The organism is Pseudomonas sp. RIT409, from assembly GCF_003052515.2.
Taxonomy (GTDB): Bacteria; Pseudomonadota; Gammaproteobacteria; order Pseudomonadales; family Pseudomonadaceae; genus Aquipseudomonas.
Map to the genome: position 1 here is coordinate 178,590 of NZ_QARE02000004.1, position 24,097 is coordinate 202,686.

General features: G+C 59.5%; 26 protein-coding genes. 15 read left to right on the plus strand and 11 right to left on the minus strand.

Annotated elements, in window-relative coordinates; genetic code table 11:
- Positions 1 to 58: 58 nt before the first annotated feature.
- Complete coding sequence (locus DBP26_RS07260; protein WP_108237204.1) at positions 59 to 1,027, plus strand: DMT family transporter; 969 nt, start codon at positions 59 to 61, stop codon at positions 1,025 to 1,027.
- A gap of 74 nt (positions 1,028 to 1,101) precedes the next feature.
- Here DBP26_RS07260 and DBP26_RS07265 read toward each other — a convergent pair whose 3' ends face one another.
- Complete coding sequence (locus tag DBP26_RS07265) at positions 1,102 to 1,677, minus strand: TetR/AcrR family transcriptional regulator (RefSeq protein ID WP_108237205.1); 576 nt, start codon at positions 1,675 to 1,677, stop codon at positions 1,102 to 1,104.
- 142 nt (positions 1,678 to 1,819) lie between these two features.
- On the opposite strand from DBP26_RS07265, the gene DBP26_RS07270 reads away from it, so the two are divergent.
- The 6 genes from DBP26_RS07270 to DBP26_RS07295 all read left to right on the plus strand — a co-directional run bounded on the left by DBP26_RS07270 (position 1,820) and on the right by DBP26_RS07295 (position 7,831).
- Positions 1,820 to 2,521: a glutathione S-transferase gene (locus tag DBP26_RS07270; protein WP_108237206.1), complete on the plus strand. Its 702-nt coding sequence runs from the start codon at positions 1,820 to 1,822 to the stop codon at positions 2,519 to 2,521.
- Positions 2,522 to 3,061: 540 nt separating this feature from the next.
- Positions 3,062 to 3,241 (plus strand): general stress protein, encoded by a 180-nt coding sequence (locus DBP26_RS07275; RefSeq protein ID WP_108237317.1) that lies wholly within the window; start codon positions 3,062 to 3,064, stop codon positions 3,239 to 3,241.
- Between the two features lie 210 nt (positions 3,242 to 3,451).
- On the plus strand, positions 3,452 to 4,003 hold the full coding sequence (locus tag DBP26_RS07280; RefSeq protein WP_108237207.1) for an ATP-dependent Clp protease proteolytic subunit: 552 nt from the start codon (positions 3,452 to 3,454) through the stop codon (positions 4,001 to 4,003).
- A gap of 836 nt (positions 4,004 to 4,839) precedes the next feature.
- Positions 4,840 to 6,441 carry a hybrid sensor histidine kinase/response regulator gene (locus tag DBP26_RS07285; RefSeq protein WP_108237318.1) on the plus strand — a complete coding sequence of 534 codons (1,602 nt, stop codon included), beginning with the start codon at positions 4,840 to 4,842 and terminating at the stop codon, positions 6,439 to 6,441.
- 172 nt (positions 6,442 to 6,613) lie between these two features.
- Entirely contained in the window at positions 6,614 to 6,838 is a 225-nt protein-coding gene (locus DBP26_RS07290; protein ID WP_108237208.1) for a DUF6555 family protein, read from the plus strand.
- A 231-nt stretch (positions 6,839 to 7,069) separates the two neighbouring features.
- A complete protein-coding gene (locus tag DBP26_RS07295) occupies positions 7,070 to 7,831 on the plus strand; it encodes an SDR family NAD(P)-dependent oxidoreductase (protein ID WP_108237209.1) in 762 nt (253 codons plus the stop codon).
- Between the two features lie 81 nt (positions 7,832 to 7,912).
- On the opposite strand, the gene DBP26_RS07300 is transcribed toward DBP26_RS07295, so the two are convergent.
- Positions 7,913 to 8,836: a LysR family transcriptional regulator gene (locus DBP26_RS07300; protein ID WP_218565125.1), complete on the minus strand. Its 924-nt coding sequence runs from the start codon at positions 8,834 to 8,836 to the stop codon at positions 7,913 to 7,915.
- 237 nt (positions 8,837 to 9,073) lie between these two features.
- On the opposite strand from DBP26_RS07300, the gene leuC reads away from it, so the two are divergent.
- Complete coding sequence (leuC, locus tag DBP26_RS07305; RefSeq protein WP_108237210.1) at positions 9,074 to 10,495, plus strand: 3-isopropylmalate dehydratase large subunit; 1,422 nt, start codon at positions 9,074 to 9,076, stop codon at positions 10,493 to 10,495.
- Positions 10,496 to 10,497: 2 nt separating this feature from the next.
- On the plus strand, positions 10,498 to 11,103 hold the full coding sequence (gene leuD, locus DBP26_RS07310) for a 3-isopropylmalate dehydratase small subunit (RefSeq protein WP_108237211.1): 606 nt from the start codon (positions 10,498 to 10,500) through the stop codon (positions 11,101 to 11,103).
- Positions 11,104 to 11,240: 137 nt separating this feature from the next.
- On the opposite strand, the gene DBP26_RS07315 is transcribed toward leuD, so the two are convergent.
- The 3 genes from DBP26_RS07315 to DBP26_RS07325 all read right to left on the minus strand — a co-directional run bounded on the left by DBP26_RS07315 (position 11,241) and on the right by DBP26_RS07325 (position 13,157).
- A complete protein-coding gene (locus DBP26_RS07315; RefSeq protein WP_108237212.1) occupies positions 11,241 to 11,432 on the minus strand; it encodes a hypothetical protein in 192 nt (63 codons plus the stop codon).
- Positions 11,433 to 11,494: 62 nt separating this feature from the next.
- Entirely contained in the window at positions 11,495 to 12,379 is an 885-nt protein-coding gene (locus DBP26_RS07320) for a manganese catalase family protein (protein ID WP_108237213.1), read from the minus strand.
- 277 nt (positions 12,380 to 12,656) lie between these two features.
- Positions 12,657 to 13,157, minus strand: a complete 501-nt coding sequence (locus tag DBP26_RS07325) for a ferritin-like domain-containing protein (protein WP_108237214.1) — start codon at positions 13,155 to 13,157, stop codon at positions 12,657 to 12,659.
- Positions 13,158 to 13,393: 236 nt separating this feature from the next.
- On the opposite strand from DBP26_RS07325, the gene DBP26_RS07330 reads away from it, so the two are divergent.
- The 4 genes from DBP26_RS07330 to DBP26_RS07345 all read left to right on the plus strand — a co-directional run bounded on the left by DBP26_RS07330 (position 13,394) and on the right by DBP26_RS07345 (position 16,984).
- On the plus strand, positions 13,394 to 13,909 hold the full coding sequence (locus tag DBP26_RS07330) for a DUF4142 domain-containing protein (protein WP_108237215.1): 516 nt from the start codon (positions 13,394 to 13,396) through the stop codon (positions 13,907 to 13,909).
- A 209-nt stretch (positions 13,910 to 14,118) separates the two neighbouring features.
- Positions 14,119 to 15,459: an iron-containing redox enzyme family protein gene (locus DBP26_RS07335; protein ID WP_108237216.1), complete on the plus strand. Its 1,341-nt coding sequence runs from the start codon at positions 14,119 to 14,121 to the stop codon at positions 15,457 to 15,459.
- Between the two features lie 5 nt (positions 15,460 to 15,464).
- The gene (locus DBP26_RS07340; protein ID WP_108237217.1) at positions 15,465 to 16,451 is read left to right on the plus strand and encodes a class I SAM-dependent methyltransferase; all 987 of its coding nucleotides are present in this window, start codon (positions 15,465 to 15,467) and stop codon (positions 16,449 to 16,451) included.
- Positions 16,448 to 16,984, plus strand: a complete 537-nt coding sequence (locus tag DBP26_RS07345) for a hypothetical protein (RefSeq protein WP_108237218.1) — start codon at positions 16,448 to 16,450, stop codon at positions 16,982 to 16,984. Before DBP26_RS07340 ends, DBP26_RS07345 begins: the two co-directional genes overlap by 4 nt.
- 47 nt (positions 16,985 to 17,031) lie before the next feature.
- Here the strand turns inward: DBP26_RS07345 and DBP26_RS07350 are convergent, their stop codons facing one another.
- Complete coding sequence (locus DBP26_RS07350; RefSeq protein WP_108237219.1) at positions 17,032 to 17,529, minus strand: CinA family protein; 498 nt, start codon at positions 17,527 to 17,529, stop codon at positions 17,032 to 17,034.
- A 193-nt stretch (positions 17,530 to 17,722) separates the two neighbouring features.
- On the opposite strand from DBP26_RS07350, the gene DBP26_RS07355 reads away from it, so the two are divergent.
- On the plus strand, positions 17,723 to 18,943 hold the full coding sequence (locus tag DBP26_RS07355; RefSeq protein WP_108237220.1) for a zinc-dependent alcohol dehydrogenase: 1,221 nt from the start codon (positions 17,723 to 17,725) through the stop codon (positions 18,941 to 18,943).
- Positions 18,944 to 19,040: 97 nt separating this feature from the next.
- Here the strand turns inward: DBP26_RS07355 and DBP26_RS07360 are convergent, their stop codons facing one another.
- The 3 genes from DBP26_RS07360 to DBP26_RS07370 all read right to left on the minus strand — a co-directional run bounded on the left by DBP26_RS07360 (position 19,041) and on the right by DBP26_RS07370 (position 21,431).
- Positions 19,041 to 19,397: a response regulator gene (locus DBP26_RS07360; protein ID WP_349254548.1), complete on the minus strand. Its 357-nt coding sequence runs from the start codon at positions 19,395 to 19,397 to the stop codon at positions 19,041 to 19,043.
- Between the two features lie 90 nt (positions 19,398 to 19,487).
- Positions 19,488 to 20,876 carry an ATPase domain-containing protein gene (locus DBP26_RS07365; RefSeq protein WP_108237221.1) on the minus strand — a complete coding sequence of 463 codons (1,389 nt, stop codon included), beginning with the start codon at positions 20,874 to 20,876 and terminating at the stop codon, positions 19,488 to 19,490.
- A 195-nt stretch (positions 20,877 to 21,071) separates the two neighbouring features.
- Positions 21,072 to 21,431: a response regulator gene (locus DBP26_RS07370; RefSeq protein ID WP_108237222.1), complete on the minus strand. Its 360-nt coding sequence runs from the start codon at positions 21,429 to 21,431 to the stop codon at positions 21,072 to 21,074.
- A gap of 179 nt (positions 21,432 to 21,610) precedes the next feature.
- Between DBP26_RS07370 and DBP26_RS07375 the strand changes: the two genes are divergently transcribed.
- Positions 21,611 to 21,844, plus strand: coding sequence for a hypothetical protein (locus DBP26_RS07375; protein ID WP_108237223.1), 234 nt, complete (start codon positions 21,611 to 21,613; stop codon positions 21,842 to 21,844).
- Positions 21,845 to 21,991: 147 nt separating this feature from the next.
- Here the strand turns inward: DBP26_RS07375 and DBP26_RS07380 are convergent, their stop codons facing one another.
- Together DBP26_RS07380 and DBP26_RS07385 are read right to left on the minus strand one after the other, a co-directional pair.
- Entirely contained in the window at positions 21,992 to 23,320 is a 1,329-nt protein-coding gene (locus DBP26_RS07380; RefSeq protein WP_108237224.1) for an ATP-binding protein, read from the minus strand.
- Positions 23,317 to 24,000: a response regulator gene (locus DBP26_RS07385; protein WP_108237225.1), complete on the minus strand. Its 684-nt coding sequence runs from the start codon at positions 23,998 to 24,000 to the stop codon at positions 23,317 to 23,319. The genes DBP26_RS07380 and DBP26_RS07385 overlap by 4 nt, the downstream gene beginning before the upstream one ends.
- Positions 24,001 to 24,097: the final 97 nt, after the last annotated feature.

Consider the following 24,097-nt stretch of genomic DNA (forward strand, 5'->3'; position numbering starts at 1 on the left):
ATAACTTCTGCATGATATTTTGATTTATTAGATTACGCCTGTTTTGTAGCCTGTGGAAATGAACACATTCCCACAAGCACGACACGACGATCTCACCCCTCCACCCAAGCACCGGCGGCTGCCCCTGCCTCTGTTAGAGGCTGGGCTTCTGCTGACTTGGAGCTCCGGGTTCATCGGCGCACGATTTTCCATCGATTACGCCCCGGCGTTACTCGTGGTGTTCTGGCGTTGCATCGTCGTGTGCCTGGTGCTGCTGCCCTTCGTCTACAAAGCGCTGCTGAACACCCCACCGCGGGTGCTGCTGTGCAATGCGGGGATCGGCCTGCTGGCGATGGCCGGTTACCTGACCGGCGTGACGCAGGGGATCCAGCTCGGCGTTCCCGCAGGTCTGGCGGCACTGTGCGCGGACCTGTTACCGCTGGGGATGGCGGTGCTGGCTGCCGTGTTTCTCGGCGAGCGACTGGTGCGTCAGGTTTGGCTGGGCCTGATCATCGGATTGGCCGGCGTGATCTGGGTCACCCAGGGTGCCTTGGCGTTGGGCGATGCGCCGTTGTGGGCCTACGGATTGCCAGTGGCCGGCATGCTGTCGTTGGCGATTGCGACCTTATGGCAGAAAAAAGCGGGCACATCGCTGTCGATGGGTTTGCTGCCTAATCTCTGGTGGCAATGTTTCGTCTCCAGTTTCGCCTTTGCCGCCATTCAGGGCAGTCAGGGCAGCCTGGCCCCCATTCCCACCGCGGGTTTTGCGCTCAGCGTGCTATGGACAGTCGTCCTGGCGACCTTCGGCGGCTACGGACTGTACTGGGTCTGCCTGCGCCGCAGCACGGCGACTCGCGTCGCCAGCGTGCTGTACCTCAGCCCTTCGATCACCTTGCTGTGGGCCTGGGCGATGTTCGATGAAGCATTGTCCTGGCAAATGGCGTCCGGCATGGCGATAAGCGCGGTGGGCATCTGGCTGGTCGTGCGCGGCGAAGCCCAGCCCGCCCAGGCAGCGCCGGCCCCTTCGGCTGCGTCGCCTTCCCCCTGAGCAGTCAGTTGCAGGTTACGGCTCGCGCCACGGCAGTGGCCGAAGCGCAGCGAGGGCCGTGAGCGCCTGGGCGCCTACGCGGAGGGGCCAACGGGAATCAGGCCCGCTTCCTGGTAGCTCAGGATCAGATCGTCGAACACCTCGACATTCGCTTGTGTGCGCGCAATCAATTGCGCTCCGGCCACCGCCGTGTAGATGGCCCTGGCGCGTCGCGCGCATTGCTGGGGGTCGCCCAAACCGGCTCGCGCCAGCACCTCGGCAAGCCACTTCACGTTCACTTCTGCAAACGCCTGGACCTCCTTGGAAACCTGTTCAGGCAGGTCTTCATGTTCCGCCGCCATGAAGCTGGACAGGCACAGCCTGTTCTCGTCCTTCAGCGTTTTGCGGAAGACCGAAGGGTAGCGCTGCAAACACTGGTAAGGATCCGCTTCATCGGCCCCGATGGCCTCTAGCGCTGCCTGAGTGTCTTGCCAGTAACGCTGCGCCACGGCAGCACCCAATTCGGCCTTGCTGGGGAAGTGGTAGTAGATGCTGGCGTTCTTGATGCCGACCTCATCGGCAATGCTACGGAAATTGATCCCACTGTAGCCGTGTAACTGCGCCGCTGATTTTGCGGCAGCCAAGATGGCTTCTCGGGCGTTTTCGCTCACAGGCCCCCCTCATGCATGACTGGTTGAATTGACGCGAGTCTACGGGAAAATGATTTACCTGCCAATTGACAGGTAGGGTATTGACGCGGGCAATTTAAATGCGCACTCTGCTACCTACCAATTGACAGGCAGGTACCACCCCATGACATCCTCATCACCCTCTCTGGAAGCATCGAACGCTTCTCTGCTCACCATCTACGACTGGTTCGACGGCCCTTACCCGGCACGAGTACGCATCGCCCTGGCGGAAAAAGGGCTGTTATCGAACACTCGGTTCGTCTCGATCAACCTGTGGACGGGCGAGCACAAGACGCCGGAATTTCTTGCGATCAATTACTCCGGCACCCTGCCCGTCCTGGCTTTGGGAGACGGCACGCTGATCGCGGAGTGCACCGCCATTACCCAATACTTGGATGCCTTGGACGGCAACCCCACGCTCACCGGCGCAACCCCCCTGGAAAAAGGGTTGATCCACATGATGACCAAACGCGCCGAGATCGAAGTGTTGGATGCGGTGAGCGTCTATTTCCATCACGCTACACCTGGACTGGGCCCTAAAGTCGAGCTTTACCAGAATGCCGAATGGGGCGAGAAAATGAAGGAAAAAGCCGTCAGGGGCATGCGCTATTTCGACGGCTTGCTGCAGACTCAGGCTTATGTGGCCGGGCCTACTTTCTCGATGGCGGATATCGCGTTGCTGGGCGGGATGATTTTCGCTTCGCTGGTGAAGCTGCCGATCCCTGAGGAATGCCAAGCGTTACGGGCATGGCACGCCAAGGTACAGGAGCGTCCCAGCGTTCAGACTTGGCGGGCGATGGTCTCGCGAGGGGCGCCGGCGGACTGAACCGCGTCACGCCAACCGCACTCTGCTCGGGCGGAGTGCGGCTAACGCTCGATTGATGGCGACGTGATGCAGAACAGGGAGCCGCTTGGTGGAGGCGGCTTGCGCCGAGACACACAATCACAGTGAAGGTGGGCCAGGCGACTCAGGCCTCTGATTCAGCGCACGCGGACATTACCGTTCGGCCTATCGACCAGTCCTTTCAAACATGCCCTTCAACGAGCGACGTTCGTTCGCCAACTCAGCGCAACATGTCTCCTGACGAACCTGGCCTGCCAATAAACAGACCGCGGAATAGTTAGCACACTCACTTGGCACTGGATACTTACACAACATGGCGATATACAACCATTCAAAATCTTGGAAAAACTTATACAAAGCCGCCAATCGAATAGGCTATTTGTACAACTTTTAAATGATAATCACCGTTCATCGGCCTTTTCAAAGTTTATAAACGTCATTTCGCTTCCGCTGTTATCGGAAACAGTATCCATCGTGCGTGATGGATGACAAATAAAACCTAAACAGCATGAGGGGTCTATGATGACTACCAGTAACAAGAATCCAGGCAACTTCGCTAACGATCGTCAGAAAGCGTCTGAAGCCGGCCGCAAGGGAGGTCAGGCATCTGGAGGAAATTTCGCCAACGATCGTGAAAAGGCATCTGAAGCAGGGAGAAAAGGCGGACAGCATAGCCACGGCGGCGGGCGCAGTGACTCCTGATTCATGCGCAGGAGAGCCATAGTCTCTTGTACGCTGAATTGACGAGATGCCGCGACGACGCCAGACGCACCTGGAGGTTCGTTGCGGCATTTTTTGAGTGCTGTTCGATGTCCGATCCGCCCGTCATATCATCCGACCCAATCAATACGCCAACGTCATTCAGGCCCTGACCTTGCCGTCCTGACTTGTCGTCGTGAACAGGAGGCACGCATGACTGTTCATATCATCAACTTCACCGGCCTTATCAATTCGTCCACATGCGGCCAAGTGATTGAAAAAGCATCGCTGGCCATTGAACGCAATGCATCTTCTCTGGTGCTGAACATTGCCACCATGGGAGGAGAATGCAGCTATGGATTCACTTTCTACAACTTTCTGCTTTCATTGCCTATCCCCGTGCACACCCACAACCTGGGGACCGTGGAATCGATGGGCAATATCATGTTCCTTGGCGGCGAGCGACGCACAGCCTGTCTGCACAGCAAGTTTCTATTCCATCCTTTCCATTGGCATCTGAACGGTTCGATCGACCATTCCCGAATGTCAGAATATGCAATGAGTCTGGACTATGACCTGATGCTCTATGCGCGGATTGTGGCTGAGCGAACGTCCGGAGGGCAGGAATCGCTTGAAACCGAAACTTACCTGAAGGCATCGCCCCGCATACTCGACCCGCACCAGGCATTGCGCAGCGGGATGATACAGGGTATCGAACTGCCCCAGATAAACGCCGCCTGCGTGAGCTACGGAATTCACAGTTAATTCGGAGCGCGCGGAAAGTGCTGTTAAATGAAACCACAGCACGACAGTTGAACTACCCTCCATTTGGCAACTTCCGATCAATGTGATCCATTCGGCTGACGCTTGCCGACACATTCGCGGTGGATAAAACTGACCATCTACTCAATTCCTTCGGAAATGGAGACCGAAAAGTTGAACACGAGGTCACGACGTCAACAGGAAAGTTTACGGCACGCCCGCGACTGGCATTTGAGCATGGCTTTGCGAGCGAAGCTGGAAGGCAAAACAAGCGAAGCCGACTTTCATATGCGCTATTACCACTTGCTTGGACCCGCGGTTGAGATGGAAGACGAGTCGTCTGATTCCTCCGCCCAGCTCCCCCCAGGGATGCCTTACGACGACCACGCTCAGTGGTAAACCATCACGTTAACGAAACAGCGCCGGGGTGGCGTCGACTGCCACGGCCTGCACGGGCGGGCGCCGCCCCCCTCTGCGCCGAGAGCAAACCCTGGCTGACGGCCGCACAGCCTCGGTCGGAACGGCCCCTGCGCTGCGCCGTCTACCATCCCCGCTCACCACAAGGGCGGGTGTTATCCCTCGTCGTCGAGGACGTCGAACAGAGCCTGTCTTTTCTCGGTAACCGGGCTGCTCATACCTCGGGTGAACCCGGCACAACCGACTCGGTCATAGCTTTCGTGCCAGTACTGCACGGGTTGAAAGGCTCATGGGTAGGGATTCGAAGGCGAGGTCGCGCGAGACTTGCCCTACAGCTCCCAGCATGACGCCACCTACTCGGTGCGAATGATTCGCTGCCGGTCAGCGGCTTAATCCCATCAATGTTTTGAGTGACCATGAGCATGTCGAAAGAAAAAGCCCGAGTCGATAACGCCGCCACCGGCGACATCAGCCATTCGGGGAAAAACATCTTTTTCGCAGCGGTCGAAACCACCCGCATGCCCATGATCGTGACCGATCCGAACAGGGACGATAACCCGATCATCTTTGCCAACCGGGCGTTTCTGGAGATGACTGGGTATGAACAAGACGAGATCCTCGGCCATAACTGTCGCTTCCTGCAGGGGCCGGACACGGACCGGTCGGTGGTCGCCGAGATCCGCCGGAGCATTGAAGAACGCGTCGACGTGTCGACCGAAATTCTGAATTATCGCAAAGACGGCTCGTCTTTCTGGAACGCGCTCTTCATCTCGCCGATCCTGAATGACGACGGCGAACTGATCTATTTCTTTGCCTCCCAGCTGGATGTCAGCCGTCGACGCGATGCCGAGGACGCACTCAGGCAAGCTCAGAAAATGGAAGCGCTGGGGCAACTGACTGGAGGCATCGCCCATGATTTCAACAACCTGTTGCAGGTGATGGGCGGCTATATCAACCTGATCGGCACGGGCCTGGACAAGCCGGTGGTCGATCGCGACCGGTTGCAGCGAAGCGTTCACCACGCCAAATCCGCTGTGGATCGCGCCAGCACCCTGACCAAGCAACTGCTGGCCTTCTCGCGCAAGCAAAAGCTGCAGGGCCGGGTGCTCAACCTTAATGTGCTGGTGCATGAATCCTATTCGTTGGCCGAGCGCACGTTCGGCCCCGACATCACGATTCGCACTGACCTGGAACCCAGTCTCAACAACTGCCGTATCGATCCCACGCAGGCGGAAGTTGCCCTGCTCAATGTATTCATCAACGCACGAGACGCCCTGATCGGTCGGCCCAACCCGACCATTTCGATCGAGACGCGAAATGTGGTGGTGAATGACTACGCCACCGTGTCCTACGACGGGTTGCTGCCTGGCCGTTACGTCAGCATCGCCATTACCGACAACGGGATCGGCATGCCCGCCAGCATCAAAGACCGCGTAATGGACCCGTTTTTCACCACCAAGGAAGAAGGCAAGGGATCTGGCCTGGGCCTGTCGATGGTGTACGGTTTCGCCAAGCAGTCAGGTGGCGCCGTGCGCATTTACACCGAAGAAGGCGTAGGCACCACGCTTCGGCTGTACTTCCCGGTCGACGACGCGGGTGTCACTCAGATAGACAAGCCGCGTGTGCCAGCCAGCCGTGCGGGCAGCGAACGGATACTGATCGTCGAGGATCGGCCGGACGTCGCGGAACTGGCAAAAATGGTCTTGGAGGATTATGGCTATGTGGCGGACATCGTGCTCAATGGCCGGGAAGCGTTGAAGAAGTTCGAAAGCGGCGAACGGTACGACTTGCTGTTTACCGACCTGATCATGCCGGGCGGCATGAATGGCGTGATGCTCGCTCGCGAAGTGCGCCGGCGGCATCCGAAAATCCGCGTGCTGCTCACCACTGGCTACGCCGAAAACTCCATCGAGCGCACAGACATGGGTGGCTCCGAGTTCGACGTGATTTCCAAGCCGTGCATGCCCGAAGACCTGGCGCGCAAAGTCAGGCAAGTGCTGGACGGACCGAGCGGCATCGCCTGAAACCTGGGCCGGCCGCCTGCAATCCTGCACTTGCGGGACACTCGGTTGAGTGGTCCCGCCGGGAAGGTGACGGTCAATTGACCAGTTGTCGCAACCCACTGTTTTAAAAATGGAATCTTTTCATTTCAGCAGCATCTTTGATGTGGACGTTCACCACACAAGGAGCTGGTTTATGGCGCAGGAACATCATTACCGAATCGATTATTTGCTCGACGGCGCTTACAAGACCTTCTTCATCCGCACGTCGAAAATGGACAACGCCGAAGCTTGGCACTGGGCGGCGGTGGATGCTGGGTTCGGCCAGATCCCCAAGTACCGCAGCGATCCGGTCGAACGGTTCACCAAGCCCAAGGCGGAGCGGTGCGGCATCTCAAACGTCGAATGGTCCAAGGCGTGACCGGGCCGGCGAGGCAGAAAAACAGCGAGTGCGGCAAGGCTTTCTGCGCAACGAGGAAGATCGCCCCGTCCTGCGTGAGGCCCTTGACGCCTCAATGGCAAGCGCCGTTGAAACGGCCGACCTAACCTATCGTATAAATTGACCGGTTCGCGGGACTCGGCGACCTTTCAAGCCACGCTCTCGTGTCTTCACGAGAACTCAATGCGACCTTGAATTCAGAGGAAACCGGTCATGCAAGTCACCGACAATACAATCTTCATCACAGGCGGCGGGTCTGGTATCGGCCGCGGTTTGGCCGAGGCGTTCCACAAGCTGGGCAACAAGGTCATCATCGCCGGCCGTCGCAAAGCAGTCCTCGAGGAGGTCGTGGCAGCCAACCCTGGCATCGAGTCGATTGAACTGGACATCAATGACCCGGTGAGCATCCAGAATGTCGCCAAGACGCTGATCGCGCGTTATCCGGCACTCAACGTGCTGATCAACAACGCAGGGATCATGCCCTTCGACGACGCGGCCGGTGAAATCGATGAAGCGACCATGATTAGCACGGTCACCACCAACCTGTACGGCCCGATTCGAATGACCTCAGCCTTGATCGACCATCTGAAGGCCCAGCCTCGTTCGGTGATCATCAATAACACGTCAGTACTGGCCTATGTCCCGCTCGCGGGCAATGCGGTCTACTCAGCCACCAAGGCGGCATTGCATTCCTACAGCCTGTCCCAGCGCTTCATGCTGCGCGACACCTCGGTGACGGTTCAGGAAATCGCGCCACCGTGGGTCAATACCGACCTGATCCACAAGGGCGACGATCCGCGCGCCATGCCGCTCGATGCCTTCATCGAGGAAACGATGGCAGGCCTGGCCACCGATGCGCACGAGGTGGTCGTGGAGGCCATTCGTCCACTCAGGGACAATCCGGGGTCCAAGGAACACGCCCTTATCCACGGTTTCAACCAGTCAGTGGTCGACAATCCCATCCCTGTCGGCTGATCCCTCTGCGTGATACCGAACGCCAGGCACATTGCCTGGCGTTTGCATTCATGCCTTGAGTCGATTCGCGGCCGCCCTGTATCAAACGGCCTGGTGTTTCGGGGCCGCCAACACCATCTCATCGCATCTGGCCGCCAAGTAGCTGCGCAGCTTGTGAATGGCCGGCGTCAGAAAGTGACGGTGGGCACAGACCATCTGCAACGGCGCCGGCTGGCCGACTCCGGCCGGAAAAAGCTCCACGAGGTTTCCGGCCCTGAGATCGGCGGTGACATCGATCCTCGATTTGTAGACGATCCCTGCCCCTGCCACGCCCCAGCGGCGGACGATATCCGCGTCATCGCTGATGCGGTCGCCGGTGACCGCCACCGTCTTGATGCCTTCGGGCGTGTGGAAGGTCCAACGTTCGTATGTCTGTTCGCTCATCACGAACCGGAGGCAATTGTGGTTGGCCAGGTCCTCCAGCACTTCGGGCATGCCGTGCCGGGCGATGTAATCGGGCGACGCACACACGGTGCGGGTGTTCAGCGGCGCCAGGGGCAGGGAAATCAGACTCGAATCGGCCAGTTGGCCGTAACGAATGCTGACGTCGATCTGGTCCGTGAAAAAGTCGGCCATCTGGTCGCTGATCCGCAACTGCAACTGGACCCCGGGATGAAGCTGCTGAAACTCGTTCAGCCATGGCAGCAGGACATTGCGGCCAAGGTCCGAGGGCATGGATAAACGGATCGGCCCTGCCAGGTCGTGCCGTCCCTCATCCAACACCGTTTCGCCGTTCGTCAGTGCGTTCAACGCCGCTTCAGCGTGTGGAAGGTAGCGTTCGCCATCGTCCGAAACGCGCAGTCGCCGCGTCGAACGGACGAACAGTCGAACGCCCAGACTCCCTTCCAGTCGTTGTATGGCTGCGCTGGCGAATGCCGGCGATGTGTCCAGAAACCGGGCGGCCGCTGAAAAGCTGCCCAACTTGACGGTGGTGACGAAAACCTGAAGGTCATCCAGGCGCACGATTTTCTTCATGACAGCGAAAGAGGTTCGAGGTGAGGACTGATTTCGAGGGTATCCCATGCTGCCGAGGATTGCCTGGCCTTTTTCATAGCGCATCGCAGGTGCACTGAGGCGTTCTTCATCGACCACGAAACGTGGCTTGTGCAATCACTCGCCAGCCGTTGATGGGGTTTCGCTGCGACCTATCCTGTGGGCCTCAATCCGTGATTCTGCACCCCACAATGAGCACAGTGACCTGCGATGACCTGCCCTCGGACCCTTTACCAGAAACACATCGATAGCCACACCGTCTGCACACTGGACGATCAGGGGCATGTGTTGCTCTACATCGATCGCCAAGTGGCCAACGAATACACCAGCCCCCAGGCGTTCAGCGGCCTGCGGGAAGCCGGTCGAAGCGTGTGGCGCCCCGCTTCGACCCTTGCCGTGGTCGACCACGTCAACCCGACCGCACCTGACCGCGTTGCCGAGATGCCCGATGCCGGCGGCGCGCTGCAGGTGTCCTATTTCGAAGAGAACTGCCGTGACTTCGGGATCGAGCTGTTCGACGTGTTGGACAAGCGCCAAGGCATCGAGCATGTGGTCGCCCCTGAACAAGGTTTCATTCTTCCCGGCATGGTGGTCGCGGCGGGCGACAGCCACACCACGACCTATGGCGCCTTGGGCGCGTTTGGCTTCGGCATCGGGACGTCCGAAATCGAACACCTGCTCGCCACGCAGACGCTGGTCTACAAGCGCCTCAAAACGCTGCGCGTGACGGTGACAGGCAAGTTGGGTGATGGGGTGACGTCAAAGGACGTCATCATGGCGCTGATTGAAAGGATTGGCGCATCCGGGGCGACCGGGTACGCCATGGAGTTCGCCGGTCCGGTCATCGATGCCCTGAGCGTCGAGGCACGGATGACCCTGTGCAACATGGCGGTGGAAGCCGGCGCGCGAGGTGCGTTCATGGCACCTGATGAAAAGGTCTTTGCCTACCTCAAGTCCCGCCCACGGGCTCCTCAAGGGGCCGTCTGGGAAGCCGCCGAAACGAAATGGCGGGAATTGTTCACTGATGAGGAGGCGGTGTTCGACCGCGAAGTGCAGATCGACGTCAGTGCCCTGACGCCCATGGTGACCTGGGGCACGAGCCCGGATCAGGCTGCGCCGGTGGGCGGTACCGTCCCCGATCCGGCCTCGGTCGAAGACCCGATCCTGCGCCAGGGTATGCAGCGCGCGCTGACCTATATGGGCCTGACAGCCGGGCAGCCCTTGAGCGAAGTGGAGATCAGCCATGCGTTCATCGGTTCATGCACCAATGCACGCATCGAGGACCTACGGGATGTCGCCCGCGTCGTGAGGGGCCGTAAAGTCGCGCCGACGGTGCGCGCGATGATCGTTCCGGGGTCGACCCTCGTCCGCACTCAGGCGGAAGAAGAAGGACTGGCACGCATCTTCATCGACGCAGGGTTCGAATGGCGCCAGTCGGGATGTTCGATGTGCCTGGCGATGAACGACGACGTGCTTGCTCCAGGCGATCGCTGCGCATCGAGTACCAACCGGAATTTCGAAGGCCGCCAGGGCGCGGGCGCACGCACGCATCTGATGAGCCCTGCCATGGTCGCGGCCGCCGCCATCCGCGGTCGCTTGACCGACGTCCGTCTGCTCGCCGAGGAGGCCTGAACATGCAACCGTTTGACACCGTCACTGGCGCCGCTGCCCCGCTGCTCGCCGCGAACATCGACACCGACGTGATCATGCCCAAGCAGTTTTTGAAAGGCATTGATCGCAGCGGCCTGGACAACGGGGTGTTCTTTGACATGCGGTTCTTGAAATCGGGTGCGCCGAACCCCGATTTCGTGCTCAACCAGCCGCAATGGCACGACGCCCGTTTCCTGGTAACCGGGCCGAACTTCGGCTGCGGCTCCAGCCGGGAGCATGCCGTATGGGGCTTGAAGCAATTGGGCATCCGTGCGCTCATCGGCACGCACTTCGCCGGCATCTTCTTCGACAACTGCCAGCGCAATGGAGTGCTGGCCATCGAGCTGCCAGAACGCGAGTGGCGCCAGCTCGCTGGCACCGTCAGCGAACAAAACCCGACCATCAGCGTCGACCTGCCCCGTCAGCAGATACGACTAGGCGACGGCTCGCAGATCGACTTCACCATTGACGCCTTGCGCAAGCAGTCACTGATGCAAGGCCTGGATGCGATTGGAAGCACGCTGCAACGCGCGGCGCAGATTCGGGAATTCGAGGCGTCCTATCATGCCGCGCATCCATGGTTGAGGTAAGGTCGAAGGCGGTTGGCTCTGAATCAGCCTGAAAAAAAGCCCGCGAACGAGGCGGGCTAAAGGAGATGAATCAAGGTCGAGACGCGCGGGCCGGGGTCAGCTCAACGCCCGGAGACCGCTCATCCGCGCGACGCTATCTAGTGGATATCCAACGCTCGTGGATTGATCTTGTGCAGCAGGCCTGCGCGAAACTGCTGAATGAATAACGCTGTTTTCATCCCTTTTCCCAACACCGCCGCTTCAGCTTCGAAACGCTGTACGTACTGGCTCAGCGTTTCCACAGGCGCAAGCGCTCCGCGCGGTGTCTGATGACTCGATGATCGGCTCATGTCTGTCTCCTGTTTCGGGTTCGATGAAGAGGCTTCCAGAAAGGAAGCCTCAAGGTCGCCTGTCACTCGGGTGTGCCCTGCGCCAAGCCCGAACCCAAGTCTGCACCGGTCACCGGGTCGACCGTCAGATCGGACTGTGTACGCTCTTTCATCATGGTCAGGGTGACCGAATCCTGCTCGTTGAGGGTCACCGAGGCAGTCCCGTCGCCGCCATCCACCGCAGGCGTCGGGTTCTCCACGTACTCGAACTCTTCGTCGCTGTTCCACGGGCCACGAACGTTCGGCTCGCCGCTGGACATGCTGTAGTAGGTGCGGCTGAATTCCGGCATGCCCGGCAATTTGCCCTGCGGGAAGTTAGGCTGGATCGAATGCAGGGCTTTTTCGAAGGAAATCTGATGCGCGATCTCTCGGGTCATCAGGAAGCCCAACGCGTCTTTCACCCCAGGGTCCGTGGTCACGTTCATCAGGCGCTCATAGACGATCTTGGCCCGCGCCTCGGCAGCGATGTTCGAGCGAAAGTCCGCCGTGGGCTCGCCGATCGTGTCGATGTACGCTGCCGTCCAGGGCACCCCGGCAGAATTAACCAGCGGTGCACCGCCGCCATACAGCAGGCTGGTGATGTGCGAATCGTTCCCTGCACCATTGATGTCCCTGTAAAGCTCGCCCTCCTCCTGAACGCCCTCGGCCACCTTGCCCTTCGCCCCTTTGTTGAGCATGACGATGATCGAACCGATGATCTCGAGGTGGCTCAATTCTTCGGTGGCGACATCCAGAAGCAGGTCCTTGCGCCCTGAATCTTCCTCGCTCAATGCCTGGGTGAAATAACGCGTAGCGGCAGCAAGTTCGCCTTGGGCACCCCCAAACTGCTCCAGTAGCAAATTGGCCAACCCCGGATTCGGTTCAGCGACTCGAACGGTATATTGCAGACGTTTATTGTGCAGAAACATAGTGTGACTCCCACTTCTGGCTATTTTTAGGCAACAGCAAGCCAAACCCTGCCATTACTCACGGTTTGCTTCGTTGGTAAGTTGCTGTTTACGCCAATACTTCACTGCAAGTTAGCGACTGGACCAAACTTTCCAGACAAATCCAATTGAATAGGCCTACTGAGCCAGCCATCATTCAAATGAATAAGCATCATTACGTTGGTCAGCGGCCCTTGTTACAGACGATCATTTAAATCCTGAACGGCGGCAAAAAAGGGATGTTCGAACAGGCGGCAACTTATTTCTTGGCCAAGGTCGCGGCCTGGTTGCCCCCTTGCTCAGCGATTGCACTCAGCTTTTCGTCCGCGGACTTTTCCTCGGTCAGCGTTTGCGCCAGAAGGTCAGCGGCATCGGTCATTCCCAAGTGCTTGGCCATCGCGATCAGCGTGCCGTAGGCAGCGATCTCGTAGTGCTCTACCTTCTGGCAGGCCCCGATCAACGCGGCGTCCAGCACTTCGCCCTTCTCGATTTCATCGAGCAGCTCCTTGCTCTCTTCCACCAGCCCTTCCATGGCCACGCATTTCATCCGTTTGAGCTTCAACCCTGCTTGCTCCACCAATTGGTCGATGCGCTCGATCTGCCCCTGGGTTTCCTCCAGGTGAGCCGAGAATGCCTCGGCGAGTTTCGGATTGGTCGCAGCACGGGCCAGCCTTGGCAACGCCTTGGTAATTTGTTTTTCCGCACTGTAGACATCGGAAAGTTCATGAATGAAAAGATCATCTACCGTTTTTCTGGCCATGTTTCTAATCCTCGCCTCGTGGCGTCCGGTTGATAAAAGCAGTGGGTAATGCGCGTTGCTATGTACTCGACCGGGTGCAGGCGGCGACGGTTCTTCCCGATCTGCAAGCCGCCCGACAGGTGGTAGCGCTCCGCGTTTTAAATGACCAACTGGCCAATATCATTGAACGTTTCTCAAGGCGCTATTTCGTATAGGTTGGGCGCTAATGCCCAATTGAAAATAATGAGGAAATGGATATGGCCAAGTTCGTTAACGTATGTGCACTGAGTCTGCTTGTGGGATTGGGCGCGCAAGGCGCTTTTGCAGCACAGGACAACGACGACTTTGTGGAAGATGCCTCGGCGAAAGGCGTTGCCGAAGTCGAAGCCGGTAAGCTCGCCCAGGAAAAGGGCACGGCCGCGGATGTGAAAAGCTTTGCTGACATGATGGTCAAAGACCATACCGCTGCGAACGCCAAACTCAAATCCATCGCAGACGCCAAGAAATTGGAGGTCTCCGACAGCGCCGAACTGCTGGACAAGGCCAAATCGATGATTCTTGAACTGCGCAGCGCCAAATCCTTCGACCAGGCCTACGCCAACAATCAGGTGAAGGCGCACGAAGCCACTATTGAACTGTTCGAGAAGGAAGCCACCGACGGCAAGGACGCGGAGCTCAAGGCGCTTGCCCAGGAAACCTTGCCCAAACTGAAAGCGCATCTGGAGCAGGCCAAAGCCTTGGCCAAAGCCCATGGTGGTGACGCCGCCAATTGATGCATGGGCTGGCCGCTGCTGGAAACTCGGGCCGCCCGGCCGCCGATACCACCCGTCGCCATGGCGACGGGTTTTGCGGGCCATCCATCGGCGCCCGCACGGGTATCGTGAACCGCCGGAGGTCACTTATCCGACGCAGCGCAATTAGGTTGAATTTATCCCGCTCGGCCCGCCTCTCACCTGCATAACCAAGAATATGTAGGCTGCCCATGACCTCTCTGCGAAACCTTACCGACCGCCTGACTCCCGACCAGCCCCTCGTCACCGACGCCGCCTCGTTGTATCGAGCGTTATTGCATGCGCCCGATCAAGTCGATCGCGATCAACTTCGCCGCTTTCTCATTGAACGTCTGAAGCAGGCCAGCACGGTGCAGGTCGATCTTCCAGAAAATCTGAACGATCTTGCCGACTGGATCGAGCGCAACGCGAGCACGGTTGCGGGAGCCTATCGGGCGTATCTGGAACAGCGCCGCGCCGGGGCCGGAAGGCGTTTCTTCAGCAGCAAGGCCCATGCGCTGAACTTTTTGCAGCAGGTCTCTCCGACCAAGCTGGTTGACGGCGCCTGGCTATACGGAGCGCTGAACCACGTGGGTGACTGGCGCTACCACCACCTTATTCGCACGTATTTGGAGGAATTGGGCGACGGTGATCCCACGCTCAACCACGTGGTGCTCTACCAACAACTGCTGGCGGATCACGACTGCGCGCCCACCGAACAGCTTGAAGACGCGCTGTACGTCCAAGGTGCGATTCAGTTGACGCTCGGCTGCATGGCTGACGAATTTCTTCCCGAGCTGCTCGGCTACAACCTCGGTTACGAACAGCTCCCGCTGCATCTGCTTATCACCGCGTTCGAACTCAACGAGCTGCGCATCGATCCCTATTACTTCACGCTCCATGTGACCGTAGACAACGCCAGTAGCGGGCATGCGCACAAGGCGGTTGAGACCGTGCTGAACCTCATGCCAAAGGACGCCTCCCGCGCTGAGTTCATCGAACGCGTCAAGGCTGGCTACCGGCTGAACGAATTGGGCAAAGGCACTCAGGCAGTGATTGCGGATTTCGATCTGGAAAAAGCCGTCGTCGCCATGCTCGAGCGCAAACGTACGTTCGGCCAATACATGCACTCCGACTACTGCCGCCTCGAAGGTCTGACCGTCAACGAGTGGCTCAGCGAACCGGGCCGCAGCAAGGACTTCCTGACCGCCCTAGAAAACCGGGGTTGGATCAAGCGCAATCACCCTCCTGAAGAAAGCCGGTTCTGGCAGCTCATCGCTGGCCCCAAGGCCGTCATGTTCGGCGTGTTCAGCGGCTACGAAATGCAGCTGCTCGGGGACTGGATCGCGGGTGACTGGCAATCGGGAGAAACGCACGACCCTTTCCGGGCGCATTTTCGCAGGCGCACCGCAGCCGCGACTGTGCCCACGGACAGCAATGGACCCGTCGCGGGCGAGCACCTCATCGCGCTGTTGTCGCCTGCGCTGCATGCCACGCCTGAAGGCCTGAAGGCCACCCGACTCTTTTCCCGTCAACTCGTAAAAGGATTTTAAGTCCGATGAGCCAAGCCACTCTTCCTTCTCGGCCGATTGAAACGGTCAACCCTGACGATCGGACCCATGACCTGGCTCTCGTGCAGTTGGGCAGGCGCCTTCAGGCGGATCAGTATCAATTCACCACCGTCACGCCCCTCACCCACCAGCGCAACAATGCGCGCGAGCGAAACCATCAGGCCCAGAGCTTGCGAGATATCTTTGGCTGGAATCGGCCCTTCGCCAGCGACCTGCTTCCCGAAGCCGAACTTCAGGCGCTGCTTTCCCACGCCATCATCCGCGCCCATGCCGGGCTGTGGATCAGCGAAGTGCGGTGGTCCAGCCTGCATGACCATCTGTTCGTGCATTCCGCGTTTCCCACTGTGTCAAACGACTCGGTGTTCTTCGGTCCTGATACGTATCGGTTTGCTCAAGCCATTGAAGAACATCTGCGCACCTCGACCCATCCGATTCGGACGGCCGTCGACATCGGTTGTGGCAGTGGCGCGGGGGCCATCCTGATTGCCAAGGCGCGACATGATGCGCAGGTCCTGGCACTCGATATCAATCCCACTGCCCTGCGATTCACCGCCGTCAATGCCGCGCTGGCCGAAGTGGATAACGTGTCGGCATGGCACAGCGACCTGCTTGCCAGTGCCTCTGGCGAGTTCGACCTGATCGTCGCCAACCCGCCTTACATGCAAGACACCCAGAAGCGCGCCTATCGCCACGGCGGTGAGCGACTGGGTTCGGAACTGTCGGTGCGGATCGTCGAGCAGGCCATCGGACGTCTCACAGTGGGCGGGAGCCTGGTGCTCTATACCGGTTCGCCGTGGGTCGAAGGCGTCGACCTGTTCCTCGAACACGCGCGGCCACTGGTAGACAAGCCTGGGTTGAGTTGGTCCTACCGCGAAATGGACCCCGACGTATTCGGCGAGGAACTGGATACCGAAACCTATGTCAGCGCCGAGCGCATCGCCGCTGTGGTGCTTACGGTCACTCGAACCTCATGACCACTATCATCACCCAGCGCTCTGATATCGATGCGCAGAACGCTGCTGATGCGATCATGTTCGGGTCGCTCAAGGACCGACTGGATTTCTATCGCAAGGAAATCCAGTACGAAACGACCATGCTGTCGAACCGGACCAACGCCTACTTGGGTGCCCAGTCGTTTCTGGTGATCGCGTACGCGTCTTCCATGGCCAACGTCAACCCGGACTGGGGTAGCCTGTTTTCCCTGGTCGTTTCGGTGCTGCTCTCCGTGCTGGGGCTGATCACCTCGCTGCACGCCTGGTCGGGCATCAAGGCCGCTTATGAAATCATCGATCACTGGTACCTGAAACAAAGCCACCTGTTGCAGAGCCAGCCGCGAATGGGCGACGTGTACGACGATTCTCCGCTGTTCGCCAAGCGGGAATCCAATCAGCGCGGGTACCGCGACGCACTTAAGTTTTCCATGCGTTCGCCGTGGATCTTTTCAACCCTGTGGATCATCCTCGGGGGCTTTTCGGCGCTCATCCACCTGGTGCCGTTCAAACACTGAAGCCGCCGAGTGGGGAGCATCAAGCGCCGAATGCGGGAACTGGCGCTTCAGGCGGTCTCGCCTGCAAGCACACGCCGATGAAACACCGGTAAATGCTCCAGTGCGTGGAGCGCAGCATCCTGTTGCATGGCGGTGCGGTCGCCGAAGAACCGGTGCCGTCGGGTGAATACGCTCAACTGTCCATCGTTCATGAAGGCCCACGCGAAACACACTGTCCCTGCCGGAATGCCGTCCATATCCTCGTTACCACACAAGCCCGTGGTGGCAATCGCAACCTTGGCCGGACTGTCCCGGAGCGCGCCGATGGCCATTTCTCTGGCAACCTCGACGCTGGTCAGATTGAAGGTCTTGATCGTCGTTGAACGTACCCCGAGCAATCGCTGCTTCGCCTCCGGGGAATACACCACGTACCCGCATTCGACCAATGCGCCGCTTCCCGGAATCTCGGCGAGCAGTGCGACGATACGGCCGGCCGTGCAGGACTCGGCCGTAGTCACGACCAATGCGTGCTCGTTCAAATACTCCACCGTCTCTTCAACGATCATCGGGCACCTCATCCCATAGGTTTCGTGATTGTGGGTATGACAGAACCGGATTGCGTTCCTCTCGGATTTCATCGCCCATGCAGCATGAAAGGCGCGTTGCCCACCGCTTGTCCCCGCTGCGGACAATGCCCTGAACTAACGTCTGCCGCAGGGGCTCCGCTGTGTACACCCCCTAAAGCAGCGGAGATATTTCATGCGAGCACTCACTTATCACGGCGCCCACAACGTCAAGGTGGATACGGTTCCCGACCCGGTGATCGAACAGCCTGACGACATCGTTCTGCGGGTCACTGCGACGGCCATCTGTGGCTCGGACTTGCACCTCTACCGCGGCAAGATCCCAACTGTGGAACACGGTGACATCTTCGGGCATGAGTTCATGGGCATCGTCGAAGAAACCGGCTCGGCAGTGACGGCCGTGCAGCCGGGGGATCGCGTTGTGATTCCTTTCGTGATCGCCTGTGGGCAGTGTTTTTTCTGCCACCAGGATCTCTTTGCCGCGTGCGAGACGACCAACACCGGGCGTGGCGCCATTCTCAATAAGAAGGCCATTCCGCCAGGCGCCGCGCTGTTCGGTTTCAGCCATCTGTACGGCGGTGTGCCGGGCGGACAGGCCGAATACGTCAGGGTGCCGAAGGCCAACACAGGCCCGTTCAAAGTGCCAGGCACGCTCGCCGATGAGAAGGTGCTCTTCCTCTCTGACATCCTGCCCACTGCCTATCAGGCAGTCACCAACACCGGTATCGGACAAGGGTCGAGTATCGCCATCTATGGCGCAGGCCCGGTCGGTCTACTGTGCGCGGCGGTGGCGCGGATGCTGGGCGCCGAGCGTGTCTTCATGGTCGATCACCATCCCTACCGCCTCGCCTACGCACAAGCGACCTACGGCGTGATACCGATCAACTTCGATGAGGATGATGATCCGGCCGACACCATCATCCGGCAGACACCGGGGATGCGTGGGGTCGACGGCGTGGTGGACGCGGTAGGTTTCGAAGCCAAGGGCAGCACCACCGAAACCGTGCTCGCCACGTTGAAACTGGAGGGCAGCAGCGGCAAGGCGCTGCGTCAGTGCATCGCCGCCGTCCGGCGTGGGGGCACGGTGAGCGTGCCAGGGGTGTATGCCGGTTTCATCCATGGCTTCATGTTTGGCGATGCCTTCGACAAAGGGTTGACGTTCAAGATGGGCCAGACCCATGTGCAGCGCTTTCTTCCTGAACTGCTCGAGCACATCGAAGCCGGCCGCCTTGCCCCGGAGGCGATCATCACGCATCGAATGTCGCTGGAGCAGGCGGCCGAAGGCTACAAGATCTTCGACAAAAAACAGGAGGATTGCCGAAAGGTCATTCTGACACCCGGCACCAGTGCGATCCCGCTCACGGAACCTGACGATTCAGTGAGCGTGCCCGCGTAACGACCCTCACCCCTGCAGGCCGTTCAGGGCGCGCTGCGCAGCGCTGAACCGGCCTTGCACTGCGGCAACAATGAGAGGGCACTTTGCTCTCTCTGCATCAAGGGCGTTTTGAATCGAGGGCCAGCCGGATCTGTCGGACCACGGCCGGTGTATCGAAGGGTTTCAAGAACACGGCGGTAAACAGGTCAGGCCGGGCAATGCCCAAATGCGCTTGAGCGCCGCTCATAAGCATCATCGGGGTCCTCTCGAAGCCCGGAGTGGATTTGACCTTCTCCGCGAATTCGACGCCCGTCATCCCAGGCATCATGAAATCCGTGATGATGAGGTCAGGCCTTTCCCGTTCAAGGATATCCAGCGCCCTCAACGCGCTTGCCGCAGTGACCGGCAGGAAACCCTCCTCTTCCAGCGCGAAGCTCAGGATGTCTGCAATCAGGTATTCGTCGTCGACGATCAAGACGGTCTTCATAGCCGACGAGCGCTCAAAGGCCATGGAAACTTTCCGAATAGCGCTGAAGGCCCGTTCATTGTTATTACCCGCATTTCTTCACACCCTTTTAACCTCGATCCCGTCCCGGGACATCACCACCTCTAGCAGCGAGGGGTCGAACGCGCTGTCTCTGACCTTGAGAATTCTCAGTTGCCGTTGGAGTTCAGCCTGGCTGCGGCTGATCTCGACGAGCAGCAGGTTATCTGCAGTACTCGCGAAATCCGGAGTCAGGTAGTGAGGGCCGGTGACTGCCATGTGGCTGAGTTCATAGCTGGCCAGAACGGTCACCCCTTGGGCCCGAAGGGCTTCGAGCAAGGCCACGGTAACGCCTTGCACCCGGCCAGGATCAGCCGAGACTTTGCCTAACCCGCGCAAGCTGTCCAGAAAGACGCGCTTGATACCGTGACGCTCGACTGCTTCCAGTAACTCGTAGGCGACTCGATCAATAATCGCCGGCGCAGACGGGCGCCAAAGCATATGCAACGCGCCTCGGGATTCGAGCTGATCAGACGCGAGGCCCAACGCAGTCGCCTTCATCCGGAGGCGGTATGGGGACTCATGAAACCCGAAATGCAAGCCAGGCTCATCAGGTGTGCTGGCGGACAGAAACTGAAGCCCCAACGACGTCTTGCCAGCACCCGACGGCCCAATCAGTAGCGAGATGGACGACTCCATCAAGCCGCCACCCAGGCTGACATCGAGCGCGGCACTGCCAGACGTGACACGCCCAAGCGGCACCTCAGCTGCCACTGATGACGTTGCCGCCTGGCTGTCCAGACGTGGGTAGATCGCTATTCCCTTATCGGTGATTTCGAATTCGTGTGCCCCGGCAATGGCACCACTGCCGCGGGTCTTTCTGAGTTTTAAGCGCCTGATGGGCACCGCGCTGATGCTCTCCTCACTCATCTCGATGACGCCATCGACCATGGTGTGCTCAGGGCTGCCCTCGTCGAGCTGCGAGCTGGTAAGAAAGAGCACGGTGCAGCCCGCGAAAGCCGCATGCCCCTGCAACGCGGCGATGAATTTCTTGGTATCGATCGGGGCCTCGGCTTTGGAGCGAGCGTTCAAGAGCCCGTCGAGGATCAACAGGGATGACTTCTGGCGCGAAATTTCTCGGCGCAACAACTTGACCACTTCGTCCAGCCCGTCATTCTCCAAGGTATCGAAGGCGCTGACGAATTGGATGCTGTCGCCCAATGCGCAACTGTCGAAAAACGTCAACGTGGACAAGAACTGAAAGAGACGGTCATGAGGCTCGGCGAGCAGAGAGGCGAACAGCATACGCCCACCGCGCTTCACATGGTTGAAGCCAATCTGGTTGGCGAGGATGGTTTTCCCTGACCCAGGTCGCCCCTGAATGATGTAGGAGGCCCCCGAAATGAGCCCTCCCTTGAGCAACGTATCAAGACCAGGAACTCCCGTTTCTAGACGTTCAAGCTGTTTCACGTTTCGTTTCCTCGTACGGCATCACAGCCATTCATTCGGCTCGGAAAACACCGAGGGGCAGTCGGTATCAGCTGAGGATGACCTCATCCGTCGCAGGGCGCCTGCCCTCGCGCTCTCAAGGACCTGCCCCCAACATGACCACTCTTTCTATCCGCCAGGGCAGCGTTTCTACGGCGCTTTCCCGGCATGAGAGGTTCAACGCTTCAAATGTGAACCAACGACCTGATGCAGATCATCGAGCGACCAGGGTTTGCGTAGAAATGAGGCGTTGTCGGGGAGATGGCTATCGAGAACGATGCGATTACCGGAAGAAAGAATCACCGGCAAGTTCGGCCATTTCGCCCATATGGTCCGGGCCAGCTCAAGACCATCGCATGCGCCTGGCATGCAGATGTCCGTAATCACTAGGTTGAAAGCATGGGGCTGACCGAGCAGGCGCAGCGCGTCGTCAGCACTGACGCACTCGACCGTTTCAACTTCGATCAGCGTCAGCGCTTCGGTAATGAGCGTCCGGAGTGCCTCTTCGTCTTCGACCAGCAGAGCAGTAATGGCCATCGTTCAAATCCGCAGCGATATGCATGCTTAGTAACGGTCAGGGATGGCCCGTTTCGTCGACCGGACAAATGGTGCTTTGCCGTTCCATCGAGCTGTTTCGCCCGCAGAAAGAGCGAACTCGATGGGGCGCGGGCTCTCCAATCTTGAAATCACCGGCGTTAAACCCATGGAGGTCCGAAATGAACGATGATCATAAGACTCACGCGAGCACGCCCCCTGCCAATGCACCTGTCAAAGATGCAGCGGGCAAGCCTGTCGATGTCGTGGAAAGAGACCTGGCAGATCGCGCGGGTAAGACGCGTGGCATCGACGAGACGGTGACGCCGTCGTCAATCCGCACAAAAGAGCAGGAAGCGGAAGAGCTCCAGCGCGCGACGGATGAGATCGAAAGAAAGGTTGCCGACGGCAACTGAACCTTGAAGCACTGCGCTGACGCTGAACAGCGTCGAGAATAAGCTCCATGCTGCCACGGCCCCCCGTGGGCCGCGGCACCATGGGCGCTCGGGGCAACTGAAAGCTCGTTGCTCCTTCAACTCGGGCTCCTTCAATTCGTAGCCCCTTCAAACCCTAGGCCGGAGCGGCATGCTCAGGTCCACTTTTAAGCCGTCGTCCAGGCTGTCGAATGTCAGCGAACAGCCGCAGCGTTGCACGATCGCTTGAACGATCGCCAGCCCCAGTCCCGCGCCAGGGCTCTTGCCGTTGCGCCAGAAACGCTGGGTGAGCTTGTCCAGATCGGCGTGCGCGATGCCTGGCCCGTGATCCCGCACGCAAAAACGAGCATGTCCGTCGACCGTGGCGACACTCAGTTCCACCTGTGTTCCGGCCTGCGTATGCCGCAGGGCGTTGTCCAGAAGGTTACGCAACGCTGCCACGGCCAGCGCCGCAGGCATTGCCACAGGTGCCGCGGACAACGGCGCGGCCAACTTCAACTCGATCCGGTGTTCTTCGCCATGACTGGCATCGTGGATGGCCAGGCGAGCAACTTTCTGCGCGTCACATTGCACCCCATCATCGAACGACAGGCTGCCTTCCACGCGCGCAAGCAGCAAAAGCTGTTCAAGGGTCCGGTGCATCCGATCAGCCCCTTCCTCGGCATGGGCCAGCGCCCGGTCACGCTTGTCGCCCTCGGTCATGCGCGCGACTTGCAGGTGAGTCTTGATGGCGGTCAATGGGCTGCGCAACTCATGGGCCGCATCGCCGGTCAGCCGACGCTCGCGCTCCAGGGTTTGAGCGATGCGCCCAAACAGCTGGTTCTGGCTGATCAGCAGCGGCTGCAGTTCGCTGGGGAGATTGGGCACGTCCAGCGGCTCGACCGAATCGGCGCTGTGCCTGTTCAGCGCATCACGCATCCGGTTCAGCGGCGCCAAGCCGCGACCGATCCCGAACCAGACAAGGATCAGGCTGCCGAACAATGCAACCAGCACCGGCACGGACGCCGCCAACAATACCGACTGCCCTAGCAGATCGCGTTCGATCTGCCGATCAGCGGTACTCACCCGCACACTGCCGTGCATCATGGTGTACACACGCCAGTGCTCGCCGTTGATCATCTGATCGACGAAGCCGCTGGAGTCCGCTTTCAACGGCTCGGCAGGCGAACTTTCGGTGCGCGCCAAGACCTGCCCGCGCGATGAACTGAGTTGGCAAGCCATGCCATTGGGAATGCCCAGGTCCGCAGCCCTGAGCGGCTGGCCTTCGCCCTGGCGCTCGGGCATCTGCATCTGCTCCAGCAGGCCGGCGACCATGCGCGCCGATGCTTCCAGACGCTGATCGAGCGATTGCATCATCTGGGTGCGCAAGTCGCGCAGCATCCAGGCCGCCGCCAATACCCAGATCACGATGAAGGCCGAACCCAGGATCAGACTCAGGCGGGTTCGAAGACTCATCATGGGCGACGCTCCAACGCCTCGCCTGCCGGCCCCAGGCGATAGCCAAGCCCGCGCACGGTTTCAATGATTCGCCCGCCGAGCTTGCGGCGCAGGTGGTGAATATGGACATTCAACGCGTTGCTTTCCACTTCGTCCCCGAAGCCGTACACGCAATCCTTGAGCTGTTCGCTGGAGAGCACCCGTCCCTGATTGTTCAGCAATGCCTGGAGCAGGGCCTGCTCGCGTCGTGACAGATCGACCGGCTGCCCGGCCAGGCGGGTTTCGCGGCTGCTCGGATCATAGGTGAGCAGACCATGCTCGATGACATTGACACTGCGCCCGGCCATGCGCCGGACCAATGTGTGCAGACGGGCGCTGAGCTCACGCAGGTCAAAGGGTTTGAGCAGGTAATCGTCGGCCCCGGCCTGCAGCCCGTCGACGCGATCGGTGACGGTGTCGCGCGCCGTCAGGATGAGCACGGGGATGTCATGCCCCTGTTGACGCAGTTGCCTCAGGAGCTTCAGGCCGTCTTCGTCAGGCAGCCCCAGGTCGAGCACCATGACATCGAAGTGCGCTGCCGACAGCATCGCGCGGGCAGCCGACGCCGTGGCCACCCGGTCCACGGTCAGCCCCTGCGCGTCCAGCCCGGCAACGATGCCGCTGGCGATCAGGTCGTCGTCTTCACAAACCAGTACGTGCATGGGGCGGCCCCGAAAAAAAGGCAATTGAAGCAATGCGGGATTAAGGCGCGATTATGCACAGACTCCACCCGGCGAGGTACTGAAGGCGGTTAATCAG